This window comes from Amycolatopsis sp. NPDC003676, assembly GCF_053587275.1.
Window position 1 is genome coordinate 60,640 of sequence record NZ_JBSFNS010000011.1, and the last position, 23,390, is coordinate 84,029.

The 23,390-nt window shown below is 68.3% G+C and carries 22 protein-coding genes; 15 read left to right on the forward strand and 7 right to left on the reverse strand.

Annotated elements, in window-relative coordinates; all coding sequences use genetic code 11:
• Positions 1–29 precede the first annotated feature (29 nt).
• The 4 genes from ACWDNU_RS09660 (at position 30) to ACWDNU_RS09675 (ending at position 3,609) form a co-directional block, all read left to right on the forward strand.
• The gene (locus ACWDNU_RS09660; RefSeq protein ID WP_449668480.1) at positions 30–923 is read left to right on the forward strand and encodes an amino acid ABC transporter permease; all 894 of its coding nucleotides are present in this window, start codon (positions 30–32) and stop codon (positions 921–923) included.
• Positions 920–1,705 (forward strand): amino acid ABC transporter ATP-binding protein, encoded by a 786-nt coding sequence (locus ACWDNU_RS09665; protein WP_449668481.1) that lies wholly within the window; start codon positions 920–922, stop codon positions 1,703–1,705. The genes ACWDNU_RS09660 and ACWDNU_RS09665 overlap by 4 nt, the downstream gene beginning before the upstream one ends.
• A gap of 32 nt (positions 1,706–1,737) precedes the next feature.
• Positions 1,738–2,904, forward strand: a complete 1,167-nt coding sequence (locus ACWDNU_RS09670; protein ID WP_449668482.1) for an NAD(P)/FAD-dependent oxidoreductase — start codon at positions 1,738–1,740, stop codon at positions 2,902–2,904.
• 78 nt (positions 2,905–2,982) lie between these two features.
• On the forward strand, positions 2,983–3,609 hold the full coding sequence (locus ACWDNU_RS09675; protein ID WP_449668483.1) for a GntR family transcriptional regulator: 627 nt from the start codon (positions 2,983–2,985) through the stop codon (positions 3,607–3,609).
• A gap of 481 nt (positions 3,610–4,090) precedes the next feature.
• Here the strand turns inward: ACWDNU_RS09675 and ACWDNU_RS09680 are convergent, their stop codons facing one another.
• Positions 4,091–4,741, reverse strand: a complete 651-nt coding sequence (locus tag ACWDNU_RS09680; protein ID WP_449668484.1) for a hypothetical protein — start codon at positions 4,739–4,741, stop codon at positions 4,091–4,093.
• Between the two features lie 261 nt (positions 4,742–5,002).
• Between ACWDNU_RS09680 and ACWDNU_RS09685 the strand changes: the two genes are divergently transcribed.
• Genes ACWDNU_RS09685 through ACWDNU_RS09695 form a run of 3 tightly spaced genes read left to right on the forward strand, consistent with a single transcriptional unit; the run spans position 5,003 to position 7,732 of the window.
• Complete coding sequence (locus ACWDNU_RS09685; RefSeq protein ID WP_037816359.1) at positions 5,003–6,040, forward strand: polyprenyl synthetase family protein; 1,038 nt, start codon at positions 5,003–5,005, stop codon at positions 6,038–6,040.
• A 12-nt stretch (positions 6,041–6,052) separates the two neighbouring features.
• Positions 6,053–7,438, forward strand: coding sequence for a sunset domain-containing protein (locus tag ACWDNU_RS09690; protein WP_449668485.1), 1,386 nt, complete (start codon positions 6,053–6,055; stop codon positions 7,436–7,438).
• A gap of 6 nt (positions 7,439–7,444) precedes the next feature.
• Positions 7,445–7,732: a sunset domain-containing protein gene (locus ACWDNU_RS09695; protein WP_449668486.1), complete on the forward strand. Its 288-nt coding sequence runs from the start codon at positions 7,445–7,447 to the stop codon at positions 7,730–7,732.
• Between the two features lie 72 nt (positions 7,733–7,804).
• Here the strand turns inward: ACWDNU_RS09695 and ACWDNU_RS09700 are convergent, their stop codons facing one another.
• The 4 genes from ACWDNU_RS09700 to ACWDNU_RS09715 form a co-directional block, all read right to left on the reverse strand.
• Positions 7,805–8,869 (reverse strand): 2-oxoacid:ferredoxin oxidoreductase subunit beta, encoded by a 1,065-nt coding sequence (locus ACWDNU_RS09700; protein ID WP_449668487.1) that lies wholly within the window; start codon positions 8,867–8,869, stop codon positions 7,805–7,807.
• On the reverse strand, positions 8,866–10,794 hold the full coding sequence (locus ACWDNU_RS09705) for a 2-oxoacid:acceptor oxidoreductase subunit alpha (RefSeq protein WP_370932281.1): 1,929 nt from the start codon (positions 10,792–10,794) through the stop codon (positions 8,866–8,868). Before ACWDNU_RS09705 ends, ACWDNU_RS09700 begins: the two co-directional genes overlap by 4 nt.
• A 279-nt stretch (positions 10,795–11,073) precedes the next feature.
• Positions 11,074–11,835, reverse strand: coding sequence for an enoyl-CoA hydratase (locus ACWDNU_RS09710; protein ID WP_449668488.1), 762 nt, complete (start codon positions 11,833–11,835; stop codon positions 11,074–11,076).
• A 57-nt stretch (positions 11,836–11,892) separates the two neighbouring features.
• Complete coding sequence (locus ACWDNU_RS09715) at positions 11,893–12,336, reverse strand: Lrp/AsnC family transcriptional regulator (protein WP_037712217.1); 444 nt, start codon at positions 12,334–12,336, stop codon at positions 11,893–11,895.
• A 74-nt stretch (positions 12,337–12,410) separates the two neighbouring features.
• Here ACWDNU_RS09715 and ddaH point away from each other — a divergent pair, with 74 nt between their 5' ends.
• Complete coding sequence (ddaH, locus tag ACWDNU_RS09720; protein ID WP_370932279.1) at positions 12,411–13,256, forward strand: dimethylargininase; 846 nt, start codon at positions 12,411–12,413, stop codon at positions 13,254–13,256.
• Position 13,257: 1 nt separating this feature from the next.
• Here ddaH and ACWDNU_RS09725 read toward each other — a convergent pair whose 3' ends face one another.
• Both ACWDNU_RS09725 and ACWDNU_RS09730 read right to left on the reverse strand, forming a co-directional pair.
• Positions 13,258–14,277, reverse strand: coding sequence for a hypothetical protein (locus tag ACWDNU_RS09725; protein ID WP_449668489.1), 1,020 nt, complete (start codon positions 14,275–14,277; stop codon positions 13,258–13,260).
• 57 nt (positions 14,278–14,334) lie between these two features.
• Positions 14,335–15,195, reverse strand: a complete 861-nt coding sequence (locus ACWDNU_RS09730; RefSeq protein ID WP_449668490.1) for an alpha/beta fold hydrolase — start codon at positions 15,193–15,195, stop codon at positions 14,335–14,337.
• Between the two features lie 97 nt (positions 15,196–15,292).
• On the opposite strand from ACWDNU_RS09730, the gene ACWDNU_RS09735 reads away from it, so the two are divergent.
• The 7 genes from ACWDNU_RS09735 (at position 15,293) to ACWDNU_RS09765 (ending at position 23,380) form a co-directional block, all read left to right on the forward strand.
• The gene (locus ACWDNU_RS09735; protein ID WP_449668491.1) at positions 15,293–15,757 is read left to right on the forward strand and encodes a CGNR zinc finger domain-containing protein; all 465 of its coding nucleotides are present in this window, start codon (positions 15,293–15,295) and stop codon (positions 15,755–15,757) included.
• A 177-nt stretch (positions 15,758–15,934) separates the two neighbouring features.
• The gene (locus ACWDNU_RS09740; RefSeq protein WP_449668492.1) at positions 15,935–16,567 is read left to right on the forward strand and encodes a polysaccharide deacetylase family protein; all 633 of its coding nucleotides are present in this window, start codon (positions 15,935–15,937) and stop codon (positions 16,565–16,567) included.
• A 315-nt stretch (positions 16,568–16,882) separates the two neighbouring features.
• Positions 16,883–17,581, forward strand: a complete 699-nt coding sequence (locus tag ACWDNU_RS09745) for a glycoside hydrolase family 75 protein (RefSeq protein ID WP_449668493.1) — start codon at positions 16,883–16,885, stop codon at positions 17,579–17,581.
• 220 nt (positions 17,582–17,801) lie between these two features.
• A complete protein-coding gene (locus tag ACWDNU_RS09750) occupies positions 17,802–19,136 on the forward strand; it encodes a nucleotide sugar dehydrogenase (RefSeq protein WP_449668494.1) in 1,335 nt (444 codons plus the stop codon).
• Positions 19,137–19,266: 130 nt separating this feature from the next.
• A complete protein-coding gene (locus tag ACWDNU_RS09755; protein WP_449668537.1) occupies positions 19,267–20,340 on the forward strand; it encodes a glycosyltransferase family 4 protein in 1,074 nt (357 codons plus the stop codon).
• 107 nt (positions 20,341–20,447) lie between these two features.
• Positions 20,448–21,791, forward strand: a complete 1,344-nt coding sequence (locus ACWDNU_RS09760; RefSeq protein WP_449668495.1) for an exopolysaccharide biosynthesis protein — start codon at positions 20,448–20,450, stop codon at positions 21,789–21,791.
• Positions 21,788–23,380 (forward strand): Wzz/FepE/Etk N-terminal domain-containing protein, encoded by a 1,593-nt coding sequence (locus tag ACWDNU_RS09765; RefSeq protein WP_449668496.1) that lies wholly within the window; start codon positions 21,788–21,790, stop codon positions 23,378–23,380. Before ACWDNU_RS09760 ends, ACWDNU_RS09765 begins: the two co-directional genes overlap by 4 nt.
• Positions 23,381–23,390: the final 10 nt, after the last annotated feature.

Genomic DNA, 23,390 nt, shown 5'->3' on the forward strand with positions numbered 1-23,390 from the left:
ATCGTCGACCCCGGAAGGGAAACGGGAACATGACAGCGATAAGTGCGCCACGGATCCAGGAAGAACCGGTAGTGCCGCTGCGCCGTCCCGGGCGCTGGGTCACCTACGCGGTCGCGGCGGTGCTGGCGGCGATGTTCGTCCACACCCTGCTCACCAACAAGAACTTCGGCTGGGACGTCGTCGGGAACTACCTCGGGTCCGGCGAAATCCTCGCCGGGCTGGGGAAAACGATCGAGCTGACGGTGATCGCGATGGCGATCGGGATCGTGCTCGGCGTCGTGCTCGCGGTGATGCGGCTGTCGGCGAATCCGGCGATGAAAGGGTTCGCCTCCCTCTACATCTGGTTTTTCCGCGGCACGCCGGTATTCGTCCAATTGCTGTTCTGGGGCTACGCCTCGGCGCTCTACCCGCGGCTCGGGATCGGCATCCCGTTCGGGCCGCAGTTCGTGTCCGCGCCGACCAACGTCCTGATCACGCCGTTCATCGCGGCGATTCTGGGCCTGGGGCTGAACGAGGGCGCCTACATGGCCGAGGTCGTCCGGGCGGGAATCCTGTCGGTCGACCGCGGGCAGACCGAGGCCGCGCAGGCGCTCGGCATGTCGCGGCTGCGCACCTTGCGCCGCGTCGTGCTGCCGCAGGCGATGCGGGTGATCATCCCGCCGACCGGCAACCAGGTGATCACCATGCTCAAAACGACGTCCCTGGTGAGCGTGCTGGCCTTCCCGGAATTGCTGTACTCGGCGCAGCTCGTCTATTCCACGAACTTCAAGACGATTCCGCTGCTGATCACCGCGTCGCTGTGGTACTTGCTGATGACGTCGGTGCTCAACGTCGGCCAGCATTTCCTGGAACGCCGGTTCAACCGCAGCGAACGGGCCGTGTCCCGCCGGGCGGCGGCCGAGATCCCTTCGGAGGGCCGATGACGACCGTCGAGACGAGCCGCGAAGCACCGATGGTGGAGGCGGTGAACGTCTGCAAGAGTTTCGGTTCCGCCGCCGTGCTGAAGGGAATCGATCTCGAAGTGCGCCGCGGCGAGGTGATGACGCTGCTGGGGCCTTCGGGGTCCGGGAAGTCCACTTTTCTCCGGTTGATCAACCATCTCGAGACGTTGAGCGCCGGCCGCTTGTACGTCGACGGCCAGCTGGTCGGCTACGGCGAGCGCAACGGACGGCTGCACGAACTGCCGCCGTCGGCGGTTCAGCGGCGGCGGGCCGAGATCGGCATGGTGTTCCAGCGGTTCAATCTTTTCGCGCACATGACCGCGTTGCAGAACGTCATGGAGGCTCCGGTCGGCGTCCGGCGCGAAAAGCGGGAAGCCGTCCGGAAACGCGCGCTGGAATTGCTCGACCGGGTCGGGCTCGCCGACAAGGCGTCGTCGTATCCCAGCGCGCTCTCGGGCGGACAACAGCAACGGGTCGCGATCGCGCGAGCCCTTGCCATGCAACCGAAACTGATGCTCTTCGACGAGCCGACGTCCGCGCTCGACCCGGAACTCGTCGGCGAGGTCCTCGACGTGATGAAGGACCTCGCCCGCTCGGGCATGACGATGGTCGTGGTCACCCACGAGATCGGGTTCGCGCGAGAGGTCGCCGACCACGCGGTGTTCATCGACGGCGGGGTCGTCGTCGAGAGCGGAAATCCGGCACAGGTGCTGACCGATCCGCGACATCCGCGGACGAAAGCATTCCTCGGGAAAGTCCTGTGAACTCCCTCGCGCCTGGAAAGGGGCTGCGTTCCGTGCAGATCGTCGTCATCGGGGCCGGGGTGATCGGCCTGTCCGTCGCCACCGAGCTCGCCCGCCGCGGCGCCCGGGTCACCGTCGTGGACCAGCACGTGCCCGGCGCGGGCACGTCGTCGACCAGCTATGCCTGGGTCAACGCGAACAAGAAGGAACCTCAGGCGTACTACGACCTCAACCTCGCGGGCATGGAGGCGCACCGGCGCTTGGCGGAAGCCGCGGGTGGCGGCTGGCTCGCCAACGGCGGGCACCTCGAGGTCGCGACCGATCCGGCGCACGCGGCCGAGCTGGAACAGCGGATGGCGCGGTTGACTGGTCACGGGTACGCCGTGGAACAGGTCACTCCGGAACGTGCGCGGCAGCTGGTTCCGGATCTGCTCGTTCCGCTCGACGCGGGTCCGATCGCGTACTTCCCGAGCGAGGCGCATTGCTATCCGCAGCTCTACCTGGCCTATCTGCTCACGGCGGCCGAGGACCTGGGCGTGCAGGTGGTCAGCGGGGCGCGGGTCAAGGCCTTCGACGTCGACGCCGGACGGCCGGTGCTGCGGCTCGCCGACGGGACGGCGCTCGGCTGCGACCGGGTGGTCAGCTGTGCCGGGCGGTGGACCGGGGAGTTGCTGGCGCAGGCGGACCTTCCGTTGGCGATGGAGACGTTCACCCAACCCGGGGATGCGACGGTCGGCTATCTCGCGGTCACCAGTCCGGTGCCGGTGGCGTTGTCCGGATTGCTCACCACGTCGCGGCTCAATGTCCGTCCGGACGGGGCGGGGCGGTTGCAGTTGCAGGCGCTCGACCTGGATCGGACCGCGGATCCCCGGGCTGTTCCGGGGACGGATTCGCCGCTCGCGGAGGAGTTGCTGGACCGGCTCGCGGGCGTTCTGCGGCACAGCCGGGCGGCGACGGTGTCGGAGTTGCGGGTCGGGCAGCGGGCGCTTCCGGCGGACGGGCTCACTGTGGCCGGGCCGGTGCCTTCTTCTCCGTGGCTGTACGTGGTCGCAACGCACAGTGGGGTGACGCTCGCGCCGTTGCTGGGCGATCTGGTGGCGGCGGAGGTGTGTGACGGCGTGGTCCAGGATCTGCTCGCGGAGTTCCGGCCGGATCGGCTGCTCGCGCCCGGGGTCCGCCGCGCCGCCGCGCAGCCGCCTCGACGGCCGGGTGAGCAGTAGGATCGAATCGACGTTTGTTCGAGAAGGGAACCGGGGGGTATGGGCCGAATTCAGCGGGAGACAGTCGCCGAGAAGAGCGTGGCGATTTTGCGGGAGCGCATTCTCAGCGGGGAGCTGAGCCCTGGGACGCCGGTGACCGAGGACGCGGTAGCGGAGGACCTCGGGGCTTCTCGGGCGACGATCCGGCAGGCGCTCAATACCTTGCTGATGGACGGTCTGCTTACCCGGCATCCGGCTACCCGGGTGCTTCAGGTGACTACGTTGAGTCCTGAGGAAGTCCGGGATATCTACCGGGCTCGGCGGTTCCTGGAGCTTGGCGGGGTGGAGGCGGCCGCGCATGCTTCGGCGGAGCAGTTGGAGCGGGTCGCGGATGCGGTGCGGGAGTTGGAGAAGACTGTCCACGCGCATGACGTGACCGGGTTTGTGCAGGCGGATATTCGGTGTCATGTCGAGGTTGTGGAGCTGCTGGGGTCGCGGCATTTGACTAACGCGCATCGGCATTTGATGGAGAAGCTGCGGTTGGTGATTACTGCTACTGAGCAGCAGGAGTCGCTCGTTCGGGAGAATTTGAAGGAGCGGTTGGCTGTGCATAAGGAGTTTGCCGAGTTGCTCGTTGCCGGGGAGGTTGAGCGGGCGCGGGCTAATTTGGCTGCTCGGCTTGAGGATGCTGAGGAGGTTGTCGCGGCGGAGGCTGCGGGCGGGTGACTGCTCGTCGCCTGGCGGCAACATCGCTTGGTGGTGGCGTGGGGCACCCCGAAGCTTGAGTGTGCTGACGGTCTGGGGGTGCTTGTCAAGGCGGGAAAGATGCCTTGACAAGCACCCCAGCGCCGTGTTTTTGGCTTTGTATCGGGGGTGGGGAGGTGTGGGTGCCTTGCTTTGGGTGCAGCGGCTGCGGTTTGTAGGTGGGGCTGGTGGCGGTTAGGGGCGGGGGAGGTGTGGGTGTCTCGATTTGGGTGCAGCGGCTGCGGTTCGGTGGGTGGTGGGGGCTTGCGCCCCAATGTGGCGTTCGGTGCGTCGGATGCACCCGATGCCACATTGGGGCGCGTCGCGGCGGGTGGTGAGCGGGCGGGCTGTGAAGGGCTCCTTGAGGGAATCTAGGTCCTGCAAGGAGTCCTTCACGGACCGTCGAGGGTCGTGAGGGGAACCCTCAGGGAATCTGATTCCCTCAGGGTTCCCCTCACGTACTTCAGGGGGTGGGGGCGCAGGCGGTGTGGCCTACGGTGACTGAGCCTGTTGCGCCTGAGGCGGGGGCGAAGTCGATGCGCAGCATGGTCAGGGTCATGCTTCCGTCGCCGGGGAGCGTTTGGATGTTGAAGACCGCGTTTGCCAGTACGGTTCCATCGCTCTTAGTCAGCGGCTTGGTGTAGTTCGCGGGGATGGGGGACGGCAGGCCGCTGATGCCGGTGAGGCCGCTCAGGGTCCAGTTCGCGTTGGTGCCGCTTTGGGTTGCCTTGCAGGTCACCGTGTACGACGAGATGCGGATGCGTTTGCCGCCGTTGCTCACCAAGGCCGACAGTTCGAAGTTGTTGCCGGTGGCGGTCGACGTGGTGGTGGTGACGTCGTTCGCGGGGTCGACGACCTCGGTGGTGCAGCTTGACGTGCCGCCGCCGAACGTGACGCCGGGTTTGGATACCGCAGTTGCGGAGCCGCTGGTTGGGCCTTCTACGGCGCACGGGGCCTGGGGCGGGATGGAGATCGTGCTGCCGGCTTTGGTGAAGTTCGCGTTGCCGGTGTCGGCGACTCCGGCGGGGCTGTCCGCGGCGGCGGGGCCGGCAGCGGCGAGCAAACCGGTGGCGGCCAGTGCCGCGGTGGCCAGTGCGGCGCGCTTGATGATCATGTCTCGTCTCCTCGCTGCGGATGGCTGCCTCAAAGGTCTATCCGCAGGTCCGAATCGCCCGTTGCGTCCTCGGGCGGCGATCACCCGTCCGGGATCGCGGATCAACCCGTTCGTGGCCTGGCGCGCGACCGGGGCGGCAGTGTCGCGTTCGTCACCGTTTCCGCAGGACAGCGGGTAAAGGCAGGCCGCGGGGCAACCACTACCCTGAAGGGGGTAACCGACTGGCGACGAGCGCCACGAGAGAGCGGAGCCGACGTGTCTGTGTCTTCACCACCTCCGGGGGCGGCCCGGGATGGCGCTGTCGAGGACCTGCGCGCGACCGTCGGGCTGCAGATCCAGGACGAGCCCTTGCTGCGCGCGATCGCGGGCGGGCTGGCGGACGTCGAGACGATGCTGCGGGACGTCGTGAAGAGCGACGTGCCCGCCGTGCACGATGCGGCGTTGCACCTGGTCGAGGCGGGGGGCAAACGTTTTCGTCCGCTGTTCACGCTGCTCTCCGCGCAGTTCGGGCCGAAGCAGGGCGAGCAGGTGCTGATCGCGGCTGCCGCGGTCGAGCTGGTGCATCTGGCGACGCTGTATCACGACGACGTCATGGACGAGGCGACCATGCGCCGGGGCGCGGAGAGCGTCAACTCGCGCTGGGACAACACCGTCGCCATTCTCACCGGCGACTACCTCTTCGCCCACGCTTCGCGGCTCGTCGCCGACCTCGGCACGGACGCCGCGCGGATCATCGCCGAGACGTTCGGCGAGCTGGTCAGCGGGCAGATGCGCGAGACCGTCGGGCCTGGGCCTGGCGACGATCCGGTCGAGCACTACCTCACCGTGATCGCGCAGAAGACCGGTTCGCTGATCGCGACGTCGGGACGCTTCGGCGGCATGATGTCCGGCGCGGCCGAGGAGCACATCCAGGCGCTGCGCCGCTTCGGCGACATCATCGGCGCGGCCTTCCAGATCTCCGACGACGTCATCGACATCGCGTCGCCCTCGGTCGAGCTCGGCAAAGCGCAGGGCACTGACCTGCGGGAAGGCGTTCGCACGCTGCCGATGCTGTACGCGCTGGCCGATCCGGGCACCGACCCACGGCTCGTCGAGCTGCTCGCCGGCCCGATCACCGACGACGACCTGGTGGCCGAGGCGCTCGAGCTGCTGCGTCGTTCCAGTGGCCTCGAACGCGCGCGCGAAACTCTTTCCGACTACGCTTCCCGAGCACGTGCCGAGCTCGCCTCGCTGCCCGCTTCCCCTGCGCGCGACGCTTGCGAGTCGGTCGCCGACTACCTGGTCGCGCGAACGTTCTAAAAGGGGCGAGAAATGTCCATTTTCGGGCAGGTATGGCTCTGGAGCCTGCTGGCCTTCATCGTCGGCGCGGTCATCGCCTGGCTGGTGCTGGCGCGTCCGGCACGCAAGCGGGTACGCGAACTGGAAGCGGAACTGGCGAGCGCGCACGCCGACACGGCACGCGCCGCGGCCAGCACGCCCGCGCGCACCGCGGTCCTGCCGCCCGCGGAGGACTGGACCAGAGACCGCCGCGAGCACGCTCCGACGGAAGTCATCCAGGCGACGAGCGCTTTCGAGCCGGAAGCCGAGTACGACGCGGAATACCGCACGGCTCCGGAACCGGCGGCCGCTGTGGACACTGCGGACTCGCCGGACTCTCCGGAGGACGACGTCGACGAGGCGTTCGCTCAGGCCGAGGCCCGCGAACACCAAGCGGCGAACGGGCTTTTCGACAGCGCACCGGCCGAGAGCGTCCCGGAGGACTCCGGCTCGGCCTACCGTGCCGCGGCCACCGAGTACCTGCAGCCGGTCGACACCGGTTCGCACCGCATCGCGGAACCGGCTGAGGACCACGACAGCGGCTACCACCGCATCGCGGAACCGGCGGACGAGCACGACAGCGGATACCACCGCGTCCCGGAGCCGGTGGACTACTCCGAAGCGGACAGTCCCGCCGAGCAGGAGCAGAGCCACTACCTGGCCGAACCGGCCGACGGACTGTCCTCTTTGGAGCGACGACTCGACCCGACTCCGTTGGACAGCACCGCTCCGGAGCCCGAACCGGTCTCGCTGTTCCGCCCGGGACCGGGCCGCGCGGCCGAACCGGAGCCGGACTGGTTCAACCAGACGGACGCGCCGCAGCGGTCGGCGTTCGAGGAACCCGCCGAACCGGCCGAGTCGGTTGTCGGTCACCTCGAAGAGGATTCGACCACTGATCACCTGATCCCGAACCCCGAGCCCGCCGCGGAGTCCACTGAGGACACTGCGGACGCTACGGGAAGCCAGGGCCTGCCGAAACGGCAGCGCCGAGAATCCCCGCGCGGCGGTTTCGATGCGCCGCAGCCGATCCAGCCGTCGATGCGCCCGGTGGAGCGCCGGGAACCGGACCTCGCCGGCGGGCACAGCGGTTCGCTGTTCGAACCGTCCGTGCAGCCGAACCAGGCCGCGATGGCTGCTCCGGAGCCGCCGCCCGCGCGCCAGACTGCTGACGATGCGGTGCCGCCGGGGCCTTTCGGTCCGGGGTCGGCGATGCCGCGTCCGGGTGGCGGGTGTCCGGCGGATGGTTTCACGGTGAAGGCGAGTGTGACGGCGTTGCGGTATTGCGGTGAGGATTCGCCGCAGTTCCCGAAGATGGTTGCCGAGGTGTGGTTCCGCAGCGCGGCTGATGCTGAGCGGGTCGGGTTCCGCCCCTTGCACTGAGTCCATATGAGACAGAGGCCGCCATCCCCAGTCGAAGGGGAGGCGGCCTCTGTCGTAAGTGGGCTGATTCTCGGGCGATGGTCGAGGTGTTTTTGGCGCGCGGAAATCTCTGCGGTTCGCGCTCTGTGGTCTCCGGGTGGTGGGCGTCCGGCGGATGGTTTCACGGTGAAGGCGAGTGTGACGGCGTTGCGGTATTGCGGTGAGGATTCGCCGCAGTTCCCGAAGATGGTTGCCGAGGTGTGGTTCCGCAGCGCGGCTGATGCTGAGCGGGTCGGGTTCCGTCCCTTGCACTGAGTCCACATGAGACAGAGGCCGCCATCCCCAGCCGAAGGGGGTGGCGGCCTCTGTCGTAAGTGGACTAAACCGTCAGGCGACAGTCCAGGTGTCCTTGCCCCGCAACAACCCCTGCAGGTCCGGCTTCCTGGCCTCGCGCGCCTGCTCGACCTGGGCCCGTGCGGCGTCGTCATAGGTAGGACGCTCGACCTGGCGCAGGATGCCCGTCGGGACGTGGTTCAGGTTCTGGTCGCCAAGTCGGGAAAGCGCGAAGGCGTACGAAGTGTCCGCAATGGACGGATCGTGCACCACCAGGTTTTCCTCGCCGATCTCGGCCACCTTGCCGACATCCAGGCCGCCCCAGTCGCCGCGGCGGACGCCGAACTCGCCTTCTGGGCCGAAGCGGATCGGTTCGCCCGCGCGGAGCGGGATCAGGCGGGAGGCGGCTTCGTCGCGGTCCTTCAAGACATCGAACGCGCCGTCGTTGAAGATCGGGCAGTTCTGGTAGATCTCCACCAGCGCCGAACCGCGGTGTTTCGCCGCTGCCTCAAGGACTTCGGTCAAGCCCTTGCGGTCGGAGTCCATCGCGCGGCCCACGAACGACGCCTCCGCGCCGATCGCCAGCGACAGCGGGTTGAACGGCGTGTCCAGCGAACCCATCGGTGTCGACTTCGTGACCATGCCCTGGCCGGACGTCGGCGAGTACTGGCCCTTCGTGAGCCCGTAGATCCGGTTGTTGAACAGCAGGATCTTGATGTTCACGTTGCGCCGCAACGCATGGATCAGGTGGTTGCCGCCGATGGACAGCGCGTCGCCGTCACCTGTCACGACCCACACCGACAGGTCCGGGCGCGTCGTGGCGAGACCGGTCGCGATCGACGGCGCGCGGCCGTGGATCGAGTGCATGCCGTAGGTGTTGAGGTAGTACGGGAACCGCGACGAGCAGCCGATGCCCGAGATGAAGACGATGTTCTCCCGCTTGAGCCCGAGCGTCGGCAGGAACGACTGCACGGCGTTGAGCACCACGTAGTCGCCGCAGCCGGGGCACCAGCGCACTTCCTGGTCGGACTTGTAGTCCTTGGCCTTCTGCGGTTCGTCGGTGGTCGGCACCAGGTCGATGCCGCCCAATTGCGGCAGCCCGAGATCGATGGCGGTCACTTGACGCCCTCCGGAACGAGGTTGGCGATGATGTCGGAGAACACGTTCTGCAGTTCCTCGGCCTTGAACGGCAGGCCGGCGACCTTGGTGTAGGAATGCACGTCCACCAGGAACTTCGCCCGCAGCAGCAGCGCGAGCTGGCCGAGGTTCATCTCCGGCACGACAACCCGGTCGTAGCGCGCGAGCACCTCGCCGAGGTTGTGCGGCAACGGGTTCAGGTGCCGCAGATGCGCCTGCGCGATCGGCATCCCGAGCTTGCGCACGCGGCGGCAGGCCGCGCCGATCGGGCCGTAGGACGAACCCCAGCCCAGCGCCAGCACGCGCGCCTCGCCGGACGGATCGTCGACCTCCAGGTCCGGCACGTCGATGCCGTCGATCTTCGCCTGGCGCAGCCGCACCATCTTGTCGTGGTTGTCCGGGTCGTAGGAGATGTGGCCGGTGCCGTCGGCCTTCTCCAGTCCGCCGATGCGGTGCTGCAGCCCGGGAGTGCCCGGAATCGCCCACGCCCGCGCGAGCGTCTCCGGATCGCGCACGTACGGCCAGAACTCGCCGGAACCGTTGTCGGAGTTGGGTTCCGACGCGAATTCCACGCGCAGGTCCGGCAGGTCCTCAACATTCGGGACCAGCCACGGTTCGGAACCGTTGGCGATCGCGCCGTCGGACAGCAGCAGCACCGGCGTGCGGTACTTCAGCGCGATCCGGGTGGCCTCGATCGCCGCGTCGAAACAGTCGGCGGGGGACAGCGGCGCGATGATCGGCACCGGCGATTCGCCGTTGCGGCCGAACATCGCCTGCAGCAGGTCGGCCTGCTCGGTCTTGGTCGGAAGGCCGGTGGACGGCCCGCCGCGCTGCACGTCGATGATCACCAGCGGCAGTTCGGTCATCACGCCGAGGCCGATGGTCTCCGACTTCAGCGCGACGCCGGGACCGGACGTGGACGTGATGCCCAGCGCCCCGCCGTAGGACGCGCCGAGCGCGGCCCCGATGCCGGCGATCTCGTCCTCCGCCTGGAAGGTGATGATGCCGTAGTTCTTGTGCTTGGACAGTTCGTGCAGCACGTCCGAGGCCGGGGTGATCGGGTACGTGCCGAGCAGGATCTGCAGCCCGGACTGCTGTCCGGCGGCCACGATCCCGTACGCCAGCGCGGTGTTGCCGGTGATCTGCCGGTAGGTGCCCTTGTCCAGCTTCGCGGGCGCGACCTCGAAGGTGGTCGCGAACGATTCAGTGGTCTCGCCGTAGTTCCAGCCTGCCCGGAAGGCAAGGATGTTCGCCTCGGCGATGTCCGGCTTCTTGGCGAACTTCTCGCGCAGGAACCGCTCGGTGCCCTCGGTCGGCCGGTGGTACATCCACGACAGCAGGCCGAGCGCGAACATGTTCTTGCAGCGTTCGGCGTCCTTCTTGCCGAGGCCGGTGTCGGCGAGCGCGCCCTGGGTCAGAGTCGACATGGCGACCCGGTGCACCTGGAACGGCGACAGCGAGTCGTCGTCGAGCGGGTCGGTCTCGTAGCCGACCTTCACCAGGTTCCGCTTGGAGAACTCGTCGGTGTTCAAGATGATCGTCCCGCCGTGCGGGACGTCGCGGACGTTCGCCTTCAGCGCGGCGGGATTCATCGCGACGAGGACGTCCGGCCGGTCGCCCGGCGTGAGGATGTCGTAGTCGGCGAAGTGCACCTGGAAGGACGAGACGCCGGGGATGGTGCCCTGTGGCGCCCGGATCTCGGCCGGGAAGTTCGGCATGGTCGACAGGTCGTTCCCGAACGCCGCCGCCTCCGAGGTGAACCGGTCGCCGGTCAGCTGCATCCCGTCGCCCGAGTCGCCGGCAAACCGGATGACCACCCGGTCCAGCTTGTTCACCTCGGTGGAGCGGGACGCGGTCAGCGCGCCTTGCCCGTTCCCGGCCGCGCTGCCGTTCGCACTGGTGCTCATGGGTCAGGGAATCCCTCTCTCCCGGCGTGCTGCGGGCCAGGGTCGGCTCCCCGGGGAGCCCGCCGAGGCCTGTTTCCGAGGTTACTCGCCACACATCAGGCCGCGGTCGTAGTGCGGTCAAGTGTGGGGTACCCAGGCCCACCGGGGTGTCCTCGATCGTAGGGCGAATCATGCCGTCGTCCGGAGTGACGCGCGTCTCTTGCCGCCCGCGCGGCACTGACCAGCAGTTTGCTCCAGGTTGAGGGTTCCCGGAATGTGGGAATTTGTGCGCGCCGCCGGTCAGCGCCCGCTGATGCGCGCCTTCATCGCCGCCAGCCGCTCGGCGAATGCCGGTGCGGCCAGCGATTCCAGCTGCGGGGTGAGTTCGGCGTCGACCGCCGCGGCGTGTTCGGTCAGGCCGCTCGTCTGGCGCATAGTCCGCTTGGTGGACAGCACCACCTCGCGCGGCGCGGCGACCGTCGGGGCGGCGAGGTCGCGGGCGGCCTGGACCAATGCGTCGTGGTCGCCGTCCACAAAGCGCAGTGCGAACCCGGCCCGCACTGCGGATTCCGCGGTAAGGGTTTCGCCGAACAACGCCATCGCGGACGCCTGCTGCGGACCGAGGATTCGTTGCGACATCCAGGTCATGCCGCCGCCGGGGTGCAGGCCGAGTTCGAGGAACCGCGGGATGAACTTGGCGTGCGGTCCCACGAGCCGGACGTCGGCGGCCAGCGCGAGGTTCAGACCAGCGCCTACGGCGGCCCCGCCGACCGCCGCGATCGTCGGCAGGCTGCATCCGGCGACAGCGAGGAACCCCGCGTACACCGAGCGCAGTCCTTCGGCGTCGGCCTTGCCGAGCGCGGTGAGGTCCGCGCCCGCGCAGAAGGCTGGCGGTGCGCCAGTAACGATCACTGCGTGCACGCTCTCGTCGGCCTCGGCGCGCGCGACCGCCGCGGCCAGTTCGGCGGAGAGGTCGAGGGTGAGCGCGTTGCGGCTCTTCGGGGCGTCGACGGTGAGCAGCGCGACGCCCTGGTCGTGCTCGCTGTGAATGCGGTCGGTCATGGCGCTCAGCATCGCATCGTCGTGAGTGGCGATGCCGGTTAGAACCGGCGTAGGCACTCACGACGGCGTCGGCGGCCTCTCCAACAGCCGGGACAGCACGACCGTCGACACGGTGCGGTCGATGATTTCCAGCCCGCGCAGCCGTTCGAGCGCGGTCTCCAGGTGGTGGATGTCGGCGGCGCGCAGGTGCACGATCGCGTCCGCCGCGCCGGACACCGTGTACGCGGCGACGACCTCGGTCAGCGGTTCGAGCCGGGCGCGGATCCGGCCGGGCGTGACGTTGCCCTGGCAGTGCACCTCGACGAACGCCTCGGTGCCCCAGCCGAGCGCCTCCGGGTCGACGACCGCGGTGAAGCCGCGCAGCACGCCCGTTTCCAGCAGCCGGTCCACGCGCCGCTTCACCGCCGGGGCGGACAGCCCGACCACCTTGCCGATCTCCGCGTAGCTGGAGCGGGCGTTGGCCACCAGGCAGGAAACGATTCGCTGGTCGATGGTGTTCACACGCAATGTTTAGCACGCAGGTGCGCAGTGAACAGCGATTGATTGCGAGATTAGGTCCACCTTAGCCTGGTTGCATGCAGGGAGAGGCTGTGCCGCCGCGGGTGCCCACGCCCCGCCGTTACCTGATGTGCCCGCCGCGTTATTTCGCCGTCGACTACGCGATCAACCCCTGGATGGACCCCTCCAAGCCGGTCAGCGCGGACGTCGCCGTCGCGCAATGGACCGAGCTGCGCGACACCTATCGCCGCCTCGGCCACACCGTCGAGGAGATCGATCCGCAACCCGGCCTCCCGGACATGGTGTTCGCGGCCAACTCGGGCACCGTCGTGGACGGGCGCGTGCTCGGCTCGCGGTTCCGCGCCCCGCAGCGCACCGCCGAGGCGGAGCACTTCCGCCGCTGGTTCCTCGAACACGGCTACCGCGACCTGACCATGCCGGAGAAAATCAACGAGGCCGAGGGCGATTTCGCCTGGACCGGACGGCTGCTGCTGGCCGGTACTGGCTTCCGCACCGACCCTGCCGCGCACGCCGAGGCGCAGGAGGTGCTCGGCGTCCCGGTCGTGTCGCTGCAGTTGATCGACCCGCGCTACTACCACCTGGACACCGCGCTGTTCGTGCTGGCCGAGGCGACGGACACGGCGACCGCGCAAGTCGTCTACTACCCGGAGGCGTTCTCGCCTGGTTCGCAGCGCGTGTTGCGGCGGATGTTCCCGGACGCTGTGCTCGCTACTGCGGCTGATGCGGAGTGCTTCGGGCTGAACGGGGTGTCCGACGGGCGCAACGTGGTGTTGCCGGTCGAGGCGACGGACCTTGGTGCTCGGCTGGCCGAGCGGGGTTACGAGCCGGTGTATGTGGATATTTCGGAGCTGCGGAAGGCCGGTGGCGGCCCGAAGTGCTGCACGCTGGAGATCCGCAAGTAGGTCAGTGCGGGTACTCCAGGGGCTCGATCGAGGACTGCTCCGGGAACGGTCCGGACGGCAGTTCGCGCGGGTCTAGCTTGTGCACGGTGAGGTCGATGTTGGTGTGGGTGTACCCGTTGTCCTTCATGGCAGCGGGTACTCCGAACTTCGAGAACGAGCAGTCGCGGGTGAAGCGGCCGCGGCTGGCGTCCCAGTCGGTGCCGCCGGTGCTGTAGACGGTGTAGTGGCCGTCCGCGATGCCGCTCGCCGAGGTGGTGGCTCCTGCCTTCACGTACACGGTGAACACCGGGCGGGAGAGGTCGGCGAACGTCACGGCCTGGTCGGTGCCGGAGACGTTCTCGATGCTGACGCTGTTCTTGCTGCCGCCCGCGCCGGCGAGGACCGCGCCGTTTTCCGCGCTGCGGTTCGGTGCCGGGAGGGCGTCGGGGAAGAGCGGGCCGAGGTGATACGGGTGGGCCGGGTCGGCGGTGGCCAGTTTCGCGAGGGTGTCGCGCAGTCCGGCGACGCCTTGGTCGTTGCTCAGCTCCGCGATGGCTGAGACTCCGCCGCACAGCTTGTTCGTCAGCGCGCTGCTCTCGATCTTCGGCACGGAGCTGTTGTAGAGCACGGTGAAGTCGGACAGCAGCGCGCGGTTGGTGCTGCGGATCGCGTCCGGGGGAAGGGCGGAGTCGAGCTGCTGGATGGCGCTGCTGACCGCGCTGCTGAGGCTCGAGCTCGCGCTGTTCACCTCCGCGGGGGTGGTCGCCTGCTCGAGCTGCTGAACGGTCGGGGTGATCGAGGCGCCGATGTCGGTGAGGAGCTTCTGGTAGCCCGCCGGGTCGAGCGGGGTCGCGGGGACGGTGCTGCTCGGCGGGCTGGAGCTGGTGGTGGCGCTGGCCGGGCTGCTCGACGCGGGTGCGGCTACCGGGTCGTCGTCCGAGCGGGTCGTCAGGTGGATGACGAGGGCGGTGGCGAAGACGACGAACACGACGGCCGCGGCGACCGGCCGGGGAGACAACTGCAGTTTCGCGAAGCGGGACACCGGCCGATTTTCCGGGCTGTGCGGCGGTTTCGGGTCGGTAGTTTTGCCGTACCCGGACTACTTCAGCACCCGGCCGAGGAAGCCGCGCAGGTAGCCCGCGACGACGTCCAGGTGGCTTTCCAGCAGGAAATGGCCGCCGTCGATCAGGTGCACTTCGGCGTCCTTGGCGTCGCGGGCGAAGGCTTCCGCACCGGCCGGGCCGAAGATCTGGTCGCCCCGGCCCCAGACGGCGAGCACGGGGACGTCGTGGGTGCGCAGGAATTCGTGCAGCTGCGGGTAAAGCGGTCGGTTGTGCTGGTAGTCGCGGAAGAGCGCGAGCTGGATTTCGTCGTTGCCGGGGCGGGAAACCAGTGCGTGGTCGTGCTCCCAGGTGTCCGGGCTGACCAGGCTCGGGTCGGGGACGCCGTGCAGGTACTGCCAGCGGATGGCGTCGTAGCTCAACGCGGTGCGGACGGCCGGTTCGGTGTCCGGACCGGGGTTCGCGCCGTAGGCCCAGAGGCCGGTCCAGAACGAGTCGACGAAGCCTTCCTCGTAACCGTTGCCGTTCTGCGTGACGATCGCGGAGATCCGGTCGGGGTGCTTGAGCGCGAGCCGCCAGGCGATCGGGGCGCCGTAGTCCTGGACGTAAACCGCGTAGCGGTTCAGGCCTAGCTGGTCGAGCAGGCCGGACGTGAGGTCGGCGAGGGCGTCGAAGGTGTAGTCGAACTCGTCGGCCGCGGGGGCGGCGGAGTGGCCGAAGCCGAGGTGGTCCGGCGCGATCACGCGGTAGCGGTCGGCCAGCAGCGGGATGAGGTTCCGGAACATGAACGAGCTGGTCGGATACCCGTGCAGCAGGACGATCGCGGGCGCGTCGACGGGACCGGCCTCGCGGTAGAAGAGCTTCTGGCCGTCGACGACGGTCGTCCGATGCTGGATCATGGCTAACCCCTTTGCTGGTTTAATCTGGTTAGGTCTCGCCATGGAAGCATGGTCGAGCTAACCTGTCAAAGGGTGCAGTCTGGTTAGGAGAGCTTCGATGGACGCGCTGCTCGACCTGCTCAACAGCAGGCCGCTGGTCAACGGCGAGGAACAGGACGCGCTCGACCGGCAGTGGGCGCGGGAGCGCGGCGGCGACGGGAGTGCCGCGGAGCTGGAGCTGCTACGGCGGGCGCGGGATCTCCTGCGGGACGTCGTGCGCGGGGACAGCTCGCCGGTTGCGTTGCGCCCGTTGCTCGACGGGGTGCGTCAGGTGCCGGAGGTTTCGGCGGACGGCCTTCGCTGGTCGTTGGAGACGCCGCCGCATGCCCGGTTGGCTGTGGGGGCGGTTCTGGACTGGGCGGCGATCGAGAAGGATCTCCCCGGGCGATTGCGGGCCTGCGCCAACGACGAGTGCCAGCTGTTCCTGCTCGATCGCAGCCGGGCGAACCGTGCGCGCTGGTGCTCGATGGCGGCTTGCGGGAACCGGGAGAAGGCCCGGCGGCACTACCACCGTAATCATTGAATCTTCACCCAAACGTGTGAAGATGACGGCTGTCTACAAGTGTGGACGTATTCCGATTTTCCTGCGGGAGTGTTTTCTCCACGCCCGAAGTGCGTTGTTGACCATGGGATCGGCGCCGGTAACTGCTCCGTTTGCGAATCCGATTAATCGGGTACGGTACGACAGACGGGAGGCGCGATGATCACCTTTGCGGTGCACGGCATTGGCAAACCCCTGCGGGCCCTCGATCCGGGAGAGGACGAGCGGTGGATCACCGTGGAGCAGTTCGACGCGCTCCTGGACGTCGTCTCGGGGACGGGCGCGAAGCTCACTTTCGACGACGGGAACTCCTCGGATGTCGAGATCGCGCTGCCGCGGCTGGTCGAGCGCGGGCTTTATGCCGAGTTCTTCCCGCTGGCGGGCCGGGTCGGCGAGCGCGGGTACGTCGACCGCGACGGGCTGCGGCAGCTGGTGGACGCGGGGATGCACGTCGGATCGCACGGCTGGGACCGGTTGGACTGGCGGCGGCTCGACGGATCGTTCGCGGTGCGCCGGGAGCTGGACGAGGCGCCGCGGTTGCTGGAGCAGCTGAGCGGGACCCCGGTGCGGCGATTTTCGCTGCCGGAGGGCCGCTTTGACCGCCGGGTGCTGACGCATCTGCGCGAGGCCGGGGCGACCCGGGTGTACGCGAATGTCGGCGGCGTGCGCGGGGCGGCGCTGGTGCGGTCGCGGACGGAGATCCGGTCGGACCTGAGCCCCCGCTGGGCCGAGGCAGTGAGCCGCCGTCCGCGTCGATTCCCGGCGCGTTGGGCGTCTCGGCCCGGGCGGTAACTCGCGATCCGTGAAGGGCTCCTTCGCGGACTTGGACTTTAAGGCGGCGCCGCGACTGCCGGGCGGCGCTGCGACTGCGGCGCGGGATGTTCGTGAGGGGAACCCTGAGGGAATCAGATTCCCTCAGGGTTCCCCTCACGAACGTCTGTCGGTGTGGTGGGGGCGCGCGGCTTAAGTCTCTCGGGTCTTCTTTGCGGACTGCTCGGTTCGGCGGGAAAAAACACCCTCTTTTGGCGGGTTGTGACCGCGTCCGTTCGGCGGCATCCTAAGCGCGCGCCGCCGTAAGGAAAGTTTCCTAATAAACAGGGAGCGTCGATGCGGAAACTCGTCCTGCTCGCGATTCTGGCGATAGCCGCCGCCGTCCTGCCCACCGCGCTCGCCTCCGCGGCGACTCCGGCCAAGGCCCCGGCCGCGGAAGCAGCGCAGGCGGGCCCGACCGCGGACCAGATCCTCGCCAAGGTCGCCTCCTGCAAGCAGATCTCCAACGGCAAATACAAAACCGACGAAGACTCTGGCAGTGCGACCGTTCCGGTGTGCGACGCCGGCAAAGCAGTCTTCTGGAAAGCCGACATGGACATCGACTGCGACGGCCAGCGCACCACCGAGTGCAACGAGAACACCGACTGCTGCTTCCAGCCCGACACCGCCTTCCCGCAATCCGACGGCAAACCGCTCAGCGCCGCCAAGCTCCCGTACATCGTGGTGCCGTCTTCGAGCAGCATCTGGAACTACGAAAACTCCGGTCTCCGCGGCGGCGGTTCCTGTGCGGTGATTTACAACGGCAAGGTCGAGTACGCGGTCATCGGCGACACCGGACCGAACAAGATCATCGGTGAGGCGTCGTATGCGACGGCCAAGGATCTCGGCATCAACCCGGATCCGAAGAACGGCGGCGTCGACTCCGGCGTGACCTATGTCTGCTTCAAGAACTCGGCGGTGAACCCGATCGAGGATCACGGTGCGGCTACGAGCACCGGGGAAAAGCTGGCCTCGGCGTTCGTGGGCGGAAACTGAATTTTCCGAAGCTTCGGAAGGCATTCACTGCCCTTTCCGGACAACGGTGGGCAAATTCCCCGGGTGATGCGGCCGGATGGGGTAACCGCTCCTCCGGTGGGCGGCGCAAGGCGGGAATCCGTGCGAGGACACGGGTTCCCGCCTTGTTATGCGGAACCGGTAACGAAGCCCGTCCGCGCTCCGACCAATGAGCAGCGAACGGTCGGGCGGAGGTTCCGTTGTGAAGATCAGCGTCTTCGGGCTGGGATACGTCGGATGCGTGTCCGCGGCTTGCCTGGCGGGGCAAGGGCACGAGGTCGTCGGAGTGGACGTCAATCCGGCGAAGGTGGACCTGGTGACGGCCGGCAAGGCGCCGGTGGTCGAGGAACGGATCGGGGAATTGACCGCGGAAGTGGTCGCTTCCGGGGCATTGCGGGCGACGACCGAGGTGGCCGAGGCGATCCTCGCGACGGACGTTTCCCTGGTGTGCGTCGGCACGCCGTCGGCGCCGAACGGGAGTCTTTCCACCGAGTACCTGCAGCGCGTCGCCGAACAGATCGGCGAGGCGTTAAAGGAACGAAAAGCTTTGGGGAACAACGAGAATCGGCACACGGTGGTGTTCCGGAGCACGATGCTGCCGGGCACCTGTCTCGGGCTGCTCGTGCCGATCCTGGAAAAGCACAGCGGCGGTACCGCGGGGGTCGACTTCGGCGTCGCGGTGAACCCGGAATTCCTGCGCGAGGGCACCAGCGTCCGCGACTTCTTCCAGCCGCCGAAAACGGTGATCGGCGAGTTCGATCCGGGCAGCGGCGACGTCGTGGCGAAGCTCTACGAGGGGCTGCCCGGCGACGTGTTCCGCGTGCCGGTCCCGGTCGCGGAGATGACGAAGTACGCGGACAACGCTTTCCACGGTGTGAAGATCGGGTTCGCGAACGAACTCGGCGCGATCTGCCGTGCGCTCGGGCTCGATTCGCACCAGGTGATGGACGTGTTCCTGGCCGATCGCAAGCTCAACATCAGCCCGGCGTACCTGCGGCCCGGCTTCGCGTTCGGCGGTTCCTGCCTGCCGAAGGACCTGCGCGGGCTGGTCTACGCCGCGCGGCAGGCGGACGTCTCGGTGCCGTTGCTCGCCCACGTACTGCCGTCGAACACCGAACATCTCCACCGCGCCTTCGAATTGGTCGCGCGGACCGGGAAACGCAAGATCGGGCTGTTCGGGCTTTCCTTCAAACCGGGCACCGACGATCTGCGCGAGAGCCCGCTGGTCGAACTCGCCGAACGCTTGCTCGGCAAGGGATACGACCTCAAGATCCACGATGCCAACGTCAGCCTGTCGCGGCTGATGGGGGCCAACCGCGAGTACATCGAAAGCAGGCTGCCGCACCTCGGGCAGCTGCTCGCCGGGTCGGTGCAGGAGGTGCTCGACCACGCCGAGGTGTGCTTGATCGGCACCTCGGACCCGGAGGTGCTGGCCGCTCTGCCGCACGGCAGCGGGCCGGTGCTGGTCGATCTGGTCCGCGTCCCGGACGCCGCCGCGCGCCGGGCGGAAGAGGGGTACGTCGGCCTTGCCTGGTGAAGGCTTTTCCGAAAACGAAATCCTGCGGAACCGGGTCGCGCTGATTCTCGTCGAGAATCTGTCCGTGCCGTTCGACCGGCGCGTGTGGCAGGAATGCCAGACGCTGCGCGACGCCGGGATGACGGTGCACGTGATCTGCCCGCAGGGCACGAAACGGGACACCGAGGCCGAAGTCGTGCTCGACGGCGTGCACATCCACCGGTACCCGCTGCAGGCGGCGACCGGCGGACCGGCCGGGTACGCGCGCGAGTACGGATCCGCGCTGTGGCACACGTTCCGGCTCGCGCGCAAGATCGGCCGGGTCGACGTCGTGCACGCCTGCAATCCGCCGGATCTGCTGTTCCTGGTCGCCCGGATGTTGCGAAGACGTGGTGCGAAGTTCATTTTCGATCAGCACGACCTGGTGCCGGAACTGTATTTGTCGCGATTCGATCGCGGACAGGATTTCCTTTACCGCGGCGTTTGTGCGTTGGAACGCTCCACCTATCGCGCGGCGGACGTCGTGCTGTCCACCAACGAGAGCTATCGCCAGGTCGCGCGGATCCGCGGCGGCAAGGCGCCCGAGGACGTGTTCGTGGTCCGCAGCGCGCCGGTCGTGGAGCGGTTCCACGAGGTGCCGGTGGAGCCGGAACTCAAGCGCGGCAAGCCGAATCTGCTCTGCTACCTCGGCGTGATGGGCCCGCAGGACGGCGTGGACTACGCCCTGCGCGCGCTCGCTTCCCTGCGCGACGAGGTGGGCCGCGACGACTGGCACGCGGTGTTCGTCGGCGCGGGCGACACGTTCGACGAGATGGTCGCGTTGTCGCACCAGCTCGGATTGTCCGGACAGGTGGAATTCACCGGCCGGGTGTCCGACGAGGATCTGCTGCGGTATTTGTCCGCGGCCGATGTGTGCCTTTCGCCGGATCCGCTCAACCCGCTCAACGACGTGTCGACGATGAACAAGGTCATGGAGTACATGGCCATGGGCAAACCGATGGTGTCGTTCGAGCTGCGCGAGGCGCGGGTGTCGGCGGGCGAGGCCGCGCTTTATGCCCCGGCCAACGACATCGCGGAGTTCGCGAAGCTCGTTTCCGTGCTCCTGGACGACCCGGAGCAGCGGGAACGGATGGGACAGCTCGGCAAGCAGCGCGTGCGTGGACCGCTCGCCTGGGGCAATTCCCAGGCGGCGTTGATCAAGGCGTACGAGCGTGCGCTGGGTTGAGCCGGGTCGCGTTTCGAACAAGGTTCGGCCGGATGGTGTAACCAACCGGCGCGGTGCCGCGACGGGGTCAATGACCCGTGCGTCGGCCCGTGAGGGGAGACCTGGTTTTGAGTGACGAAACAGTACGCCTTTCTGTCGTGGGGAAGGTGGTGCGCCGGCGGTGGCGAGCGTTGCTTCTGCTCGCGGTCGTCGGCGCGGGTGTCGGGGCCGGGGCTTCCGTGGTGCTTTCGCCGGGATACGAGGCGCAGGCCAGCGTGTTGCTGCAGGGACCGAGGCAGCCGGACGAACTGCTGACCGAAGCACAGGTGGCGACGAGTTCGGTGGTGCTCGACCGGGCGTCCGCGGCGCTGGGGCTCGGGATTCGCGGGACGGATCTGCAGAAATCGGTCGCCGCGTCCGTCGCGCAGGGCAATGTCGTGACGATTACCGCGAAAGGCTCCAGCCCGGAGCGCTCGCAGCAGCTGGCCGACCAGGTCGCGGGCGAGTTCGTGAAGTATTCGACGCAATTGCTCGGAAATTCCGCGGACCAGGCCGCGCAACTCGCGCAACAGCAGAAGGAATCGCTGCGCCAGCAGATCGTGCAGACCAACCAGCGGATCCTCGATCTGTCGAAATCCGTGGCGAACGGCGACACCGTCGAGGGCGTGCAGGCGCGTACGACGCTGCAGGGGTTGCGGACGGCGCTGGAGCAGGCGGTCAACAACCTCAACGCGGCTGACGCGGCGACCGGCGCGGGCAACATGGTCGTGCTCGGTCCGTCCGAACGGCCGTCCTCGCCGTCCGCGCCGACGTTCCTGCAGCTGACGGTCGGCGGCGCGGTGGTGTTTTTCGTGCTCGGGATCCTGGCCTACCTGTTCGGGGCGCGGACCGACCGGCGGCCGCGCAGCGAAGGCGAAATCGGTTCGGCGCTGGGTGCCCCGGTGCTGGCGAGCATCGATACCCCGGCTGTTTCGGACGCGCCGGCGAAGTGGTGGCGGAAGGCCGTCGGGAACGAGCGGCCGTGGAACCTGCCGGAGGTGCCGTCGTCGGCCGACGACGCGGCACGGGAGGTGCGGTACCGCCGCGTGCTCGCGCGGCTGGGCGCGGATCGCGACGGAGTGTTGCGGCTGCTGATTCTTGTTCCGCGCGGGGACGCCTCGGCGCGGAACGTCGCGGAACAGTTCGCCGGCACGGCTCGCGGCGACCGCATCCGCGTCGAGGTGACGGTGACCGAGATCGAGGTGGTACCCGGGGCGCAGCCGATCGTGCCGGACGGAACGGCAGGTGTGCTCGTGGTGATCTCGCTCGGCTCGCGCAACGCGTGGGAACTGGTTTCGATCGCGGAGGCTTGCGCGGACTCGGGGCACGAAATTCTCGGTGCCGTACTGGCCCGGGAAGTCCACGTTGCTGGCGGACCGAAGCAAAAGCCGGTCGCCAAGCCGCGGACCGATGAACTGGCTGGTGCGCGATGAGCGCCGCACAGGTCCAGCCCCTGGTCGATCTCCAGCGGCTGGTGGTCGCGCTGCGGCGCAAGCGGCGGTTCTGGCTGACGACCGCGCTGGCCGGGCTGATTCTCGGCTGTGCGGTGGCGATCCTGCTGCCCGCGCCGCCTACCGCGGTCACGAAGATCATGGTGATCCACCCGGACGATTCGCCGACCGACAGCGGCACGCTGATGCGCACCGACGTCGCCGTGCTTTCGACGGCGAACATGGCGGCAGCGGCGCTGAAACGGATCAACAACCCCGAATCGCCCTCGGATTTCCTGAAGGACTACGCCGGGCTCGGCCTCACCAACAACGTCATGCAGGTGACGGTCAAGGCGAAGACCAAGGACGAGGCGGTCGCGAAGGCGAAGGCGCTTGCGGACGCGTTCATCGCCGACCACACGGCGCGCACCCAAGCCGCGGCCACCGGTCGTTCGAAGGCGTTGTTGCAGCAGCGGGACCAGTCTCAGGCGCAGTTGGCGGACATCGACAACCAGGCCGCGGCTGAGGTCGCGAAGGGGCGTAATTCCAACGCGGGTGCGCTGGAGCAGCTGTACACGCAACGCGCGAACCTGGTGTCGAAGATCGCCGATCTGCAGAACCAGGCGCAGCAGGCCGGGATCGGGTCGCCGGAGGTCATCGCCGGGACGCAGATCGTGGACGCGCCGGCGGTCCAGCCGGTGTCGAAGCTGAAGACCTATGGCACGGATGGCGGCGTCGGGCTGGCCCTGGGTCTCGCGCTCGGGCTCGCTTTCGCCGCGGTGTCCGCATTGGTCCGGGACCGGCCGGTATTGCGCCGCGAAATTTCGCAGCACCTCGGGGCGTCGGTGATCGCGCAGGTGGGCGTGAAGCCGATCGGCCCGGCGAAGCTGTGGCGGCGCTCGAAGGCGGTCACCGAGTCCAGCCGGGTCGCGCTCACGCTGGCGCGGGCGGCGCGGGAAGACCGGGATTCGCTGTCGCTGCTGGAGATCGGCGCGGCCTCGACCGCGGCGGAGCTGGCGGTGGAACTCGGCCGTTCGCTGGCCGAGGACGGGCCGGTGGTGCTCGTCGACGACCTGCCGGGCAAGGAAGTGTCGCGGCTGCCGGTCGAAGGAAACGTCCAGGTCGTCGAGGCTGGCGATCCGGCGGTGGCGCGCGCGGTGCGCCGGGTCGGGGTCGGCACAGCCTCGCCGGGCACGGCGTGGACCGACCTGTCGGCGCTCGGCGCGGAGGCGGTGCTGGTGGTGCGTGCCGGGTTCGCGAACACGCAGTGGCTGCACACCGTCGCGCGGCAGCTCGCCGACTGTGGCGTGCCGATCCTCGGCGTGGTGCTGGTCGATCCGGATCCGAAGGACGGCACCGACGGCACGCTCTGGGACGGGCTGCACACGGCGTTGCGCGGGCGGGCGGCCGTGGTCGCGAAGAAACAGGAAGACGCGGTCGAGCTGGAACTGCGCGAGGAAACCAAGCCGATCGAATGGCCGGGGAAGCGCGACACCGAGCGCAGGCGCCGTCCGCTCGACCGGACTCGTCCGCCCTCGCCGGTGGATCCGGACGCACCGACGAGGCGGCTCAAACCCGTACAGGAAAGCTAGGGGGACCAAG

Bases quoted from the DNA above. Each gene is read 5' to 3' on its own strand.
- ACWDNU_RS09660 (WP_449668480.1), top strand. From the start codon at position 30: ATGACAGCGATAAGTGCGCCACGGATCCAGGAAGAACCGGTAGTGCCG.
- ACWDNU_RS09665 (WP_449668481.1), top strand. From the start codon at position 920: ATGACGACCGTCGAGACGAGCCGCGAAGCACCGATGGTGGAGGCGGTG.
- ACWDNU_RS09680 (WP_449668484.1), bottom strand. From the start codon at position 4,741: ATGATCATCAAGCGCGCCGCACTGGCCACCGCGGCACTGGCCGCCACC.
- ACWDNU_RS09690 (WP_449668485.1), top strand. From the start codon at position 6,053: ATGTCCATTTTCGGGCAGGTATGGCTCTGGAGCCTGCTGGCCTTCATC.
- ACWDNU_RS09695 (WP_449668486.1), top strand. From the start codon at position 7,445: ATGAGACAGAGGCCGCCATCCCCAGTCGAAGGGGAGGCGGCCTCTGTC.
- ACWDNU_RS09705 (WP_370932281.1), bottom strand. From the start codon at position 10,794: ATGAGCACCAGTGCGAACGGCAGCGCGGCCGGGAACGGGCAAGGCGCG.
- ACWDNU_RS09710 (WP_449668488.1), bottom strand. From the start codon at position 11,835: ATGACCGACCGCATTCACAGCGAGCACGACCAGGGCGTCGCGCTGCTC.
- ddaH (WP_370932279.1), top strand. From the start codon at position 12,411: ATGCAGGGAGAGGCTGTGCCGCCGCGGGTGCCCACGCCCCGCCGTTAC.
- ACWDNU_RS09730 (WP_449668490.1), bottom strand. From the start codon at position 15,195: ATGATCCAGCATCGGACGACCGTCGTCGACGGCCAGAAGCTCTTCTAC.
- ACWDNU_RS09735 (WP_449668491.1), top strand. From the start codon at position 15,293: ATGGACGCGCTGCTCGACCTGCTCAACAGCAGGCCGCTGGTCAACGGC.
- ACWDNU_RS09740 (WP_449668492.1), top strand. From the start codon at position 15,935: ATGATCACCTTTGCGGTGCACGGCATTGGCAAACCCCTGCGGGCCCTC.
- ACWDNU_RS09745 (WP_449668493.1), top strand. From the start codon at position 16,883: ATGCGGAAACTCGTCCTGCTCGCGATTCTGGCGATAGCCGCCGCCGTC.
- ACWDNU_RS09765 (WP_449668496.1), top strand. From the start codon at position 21,788: ATGAGCGCCGCACAGGTCCAGCCCCTGGTCGATCTCCAGCGGCTGGTG.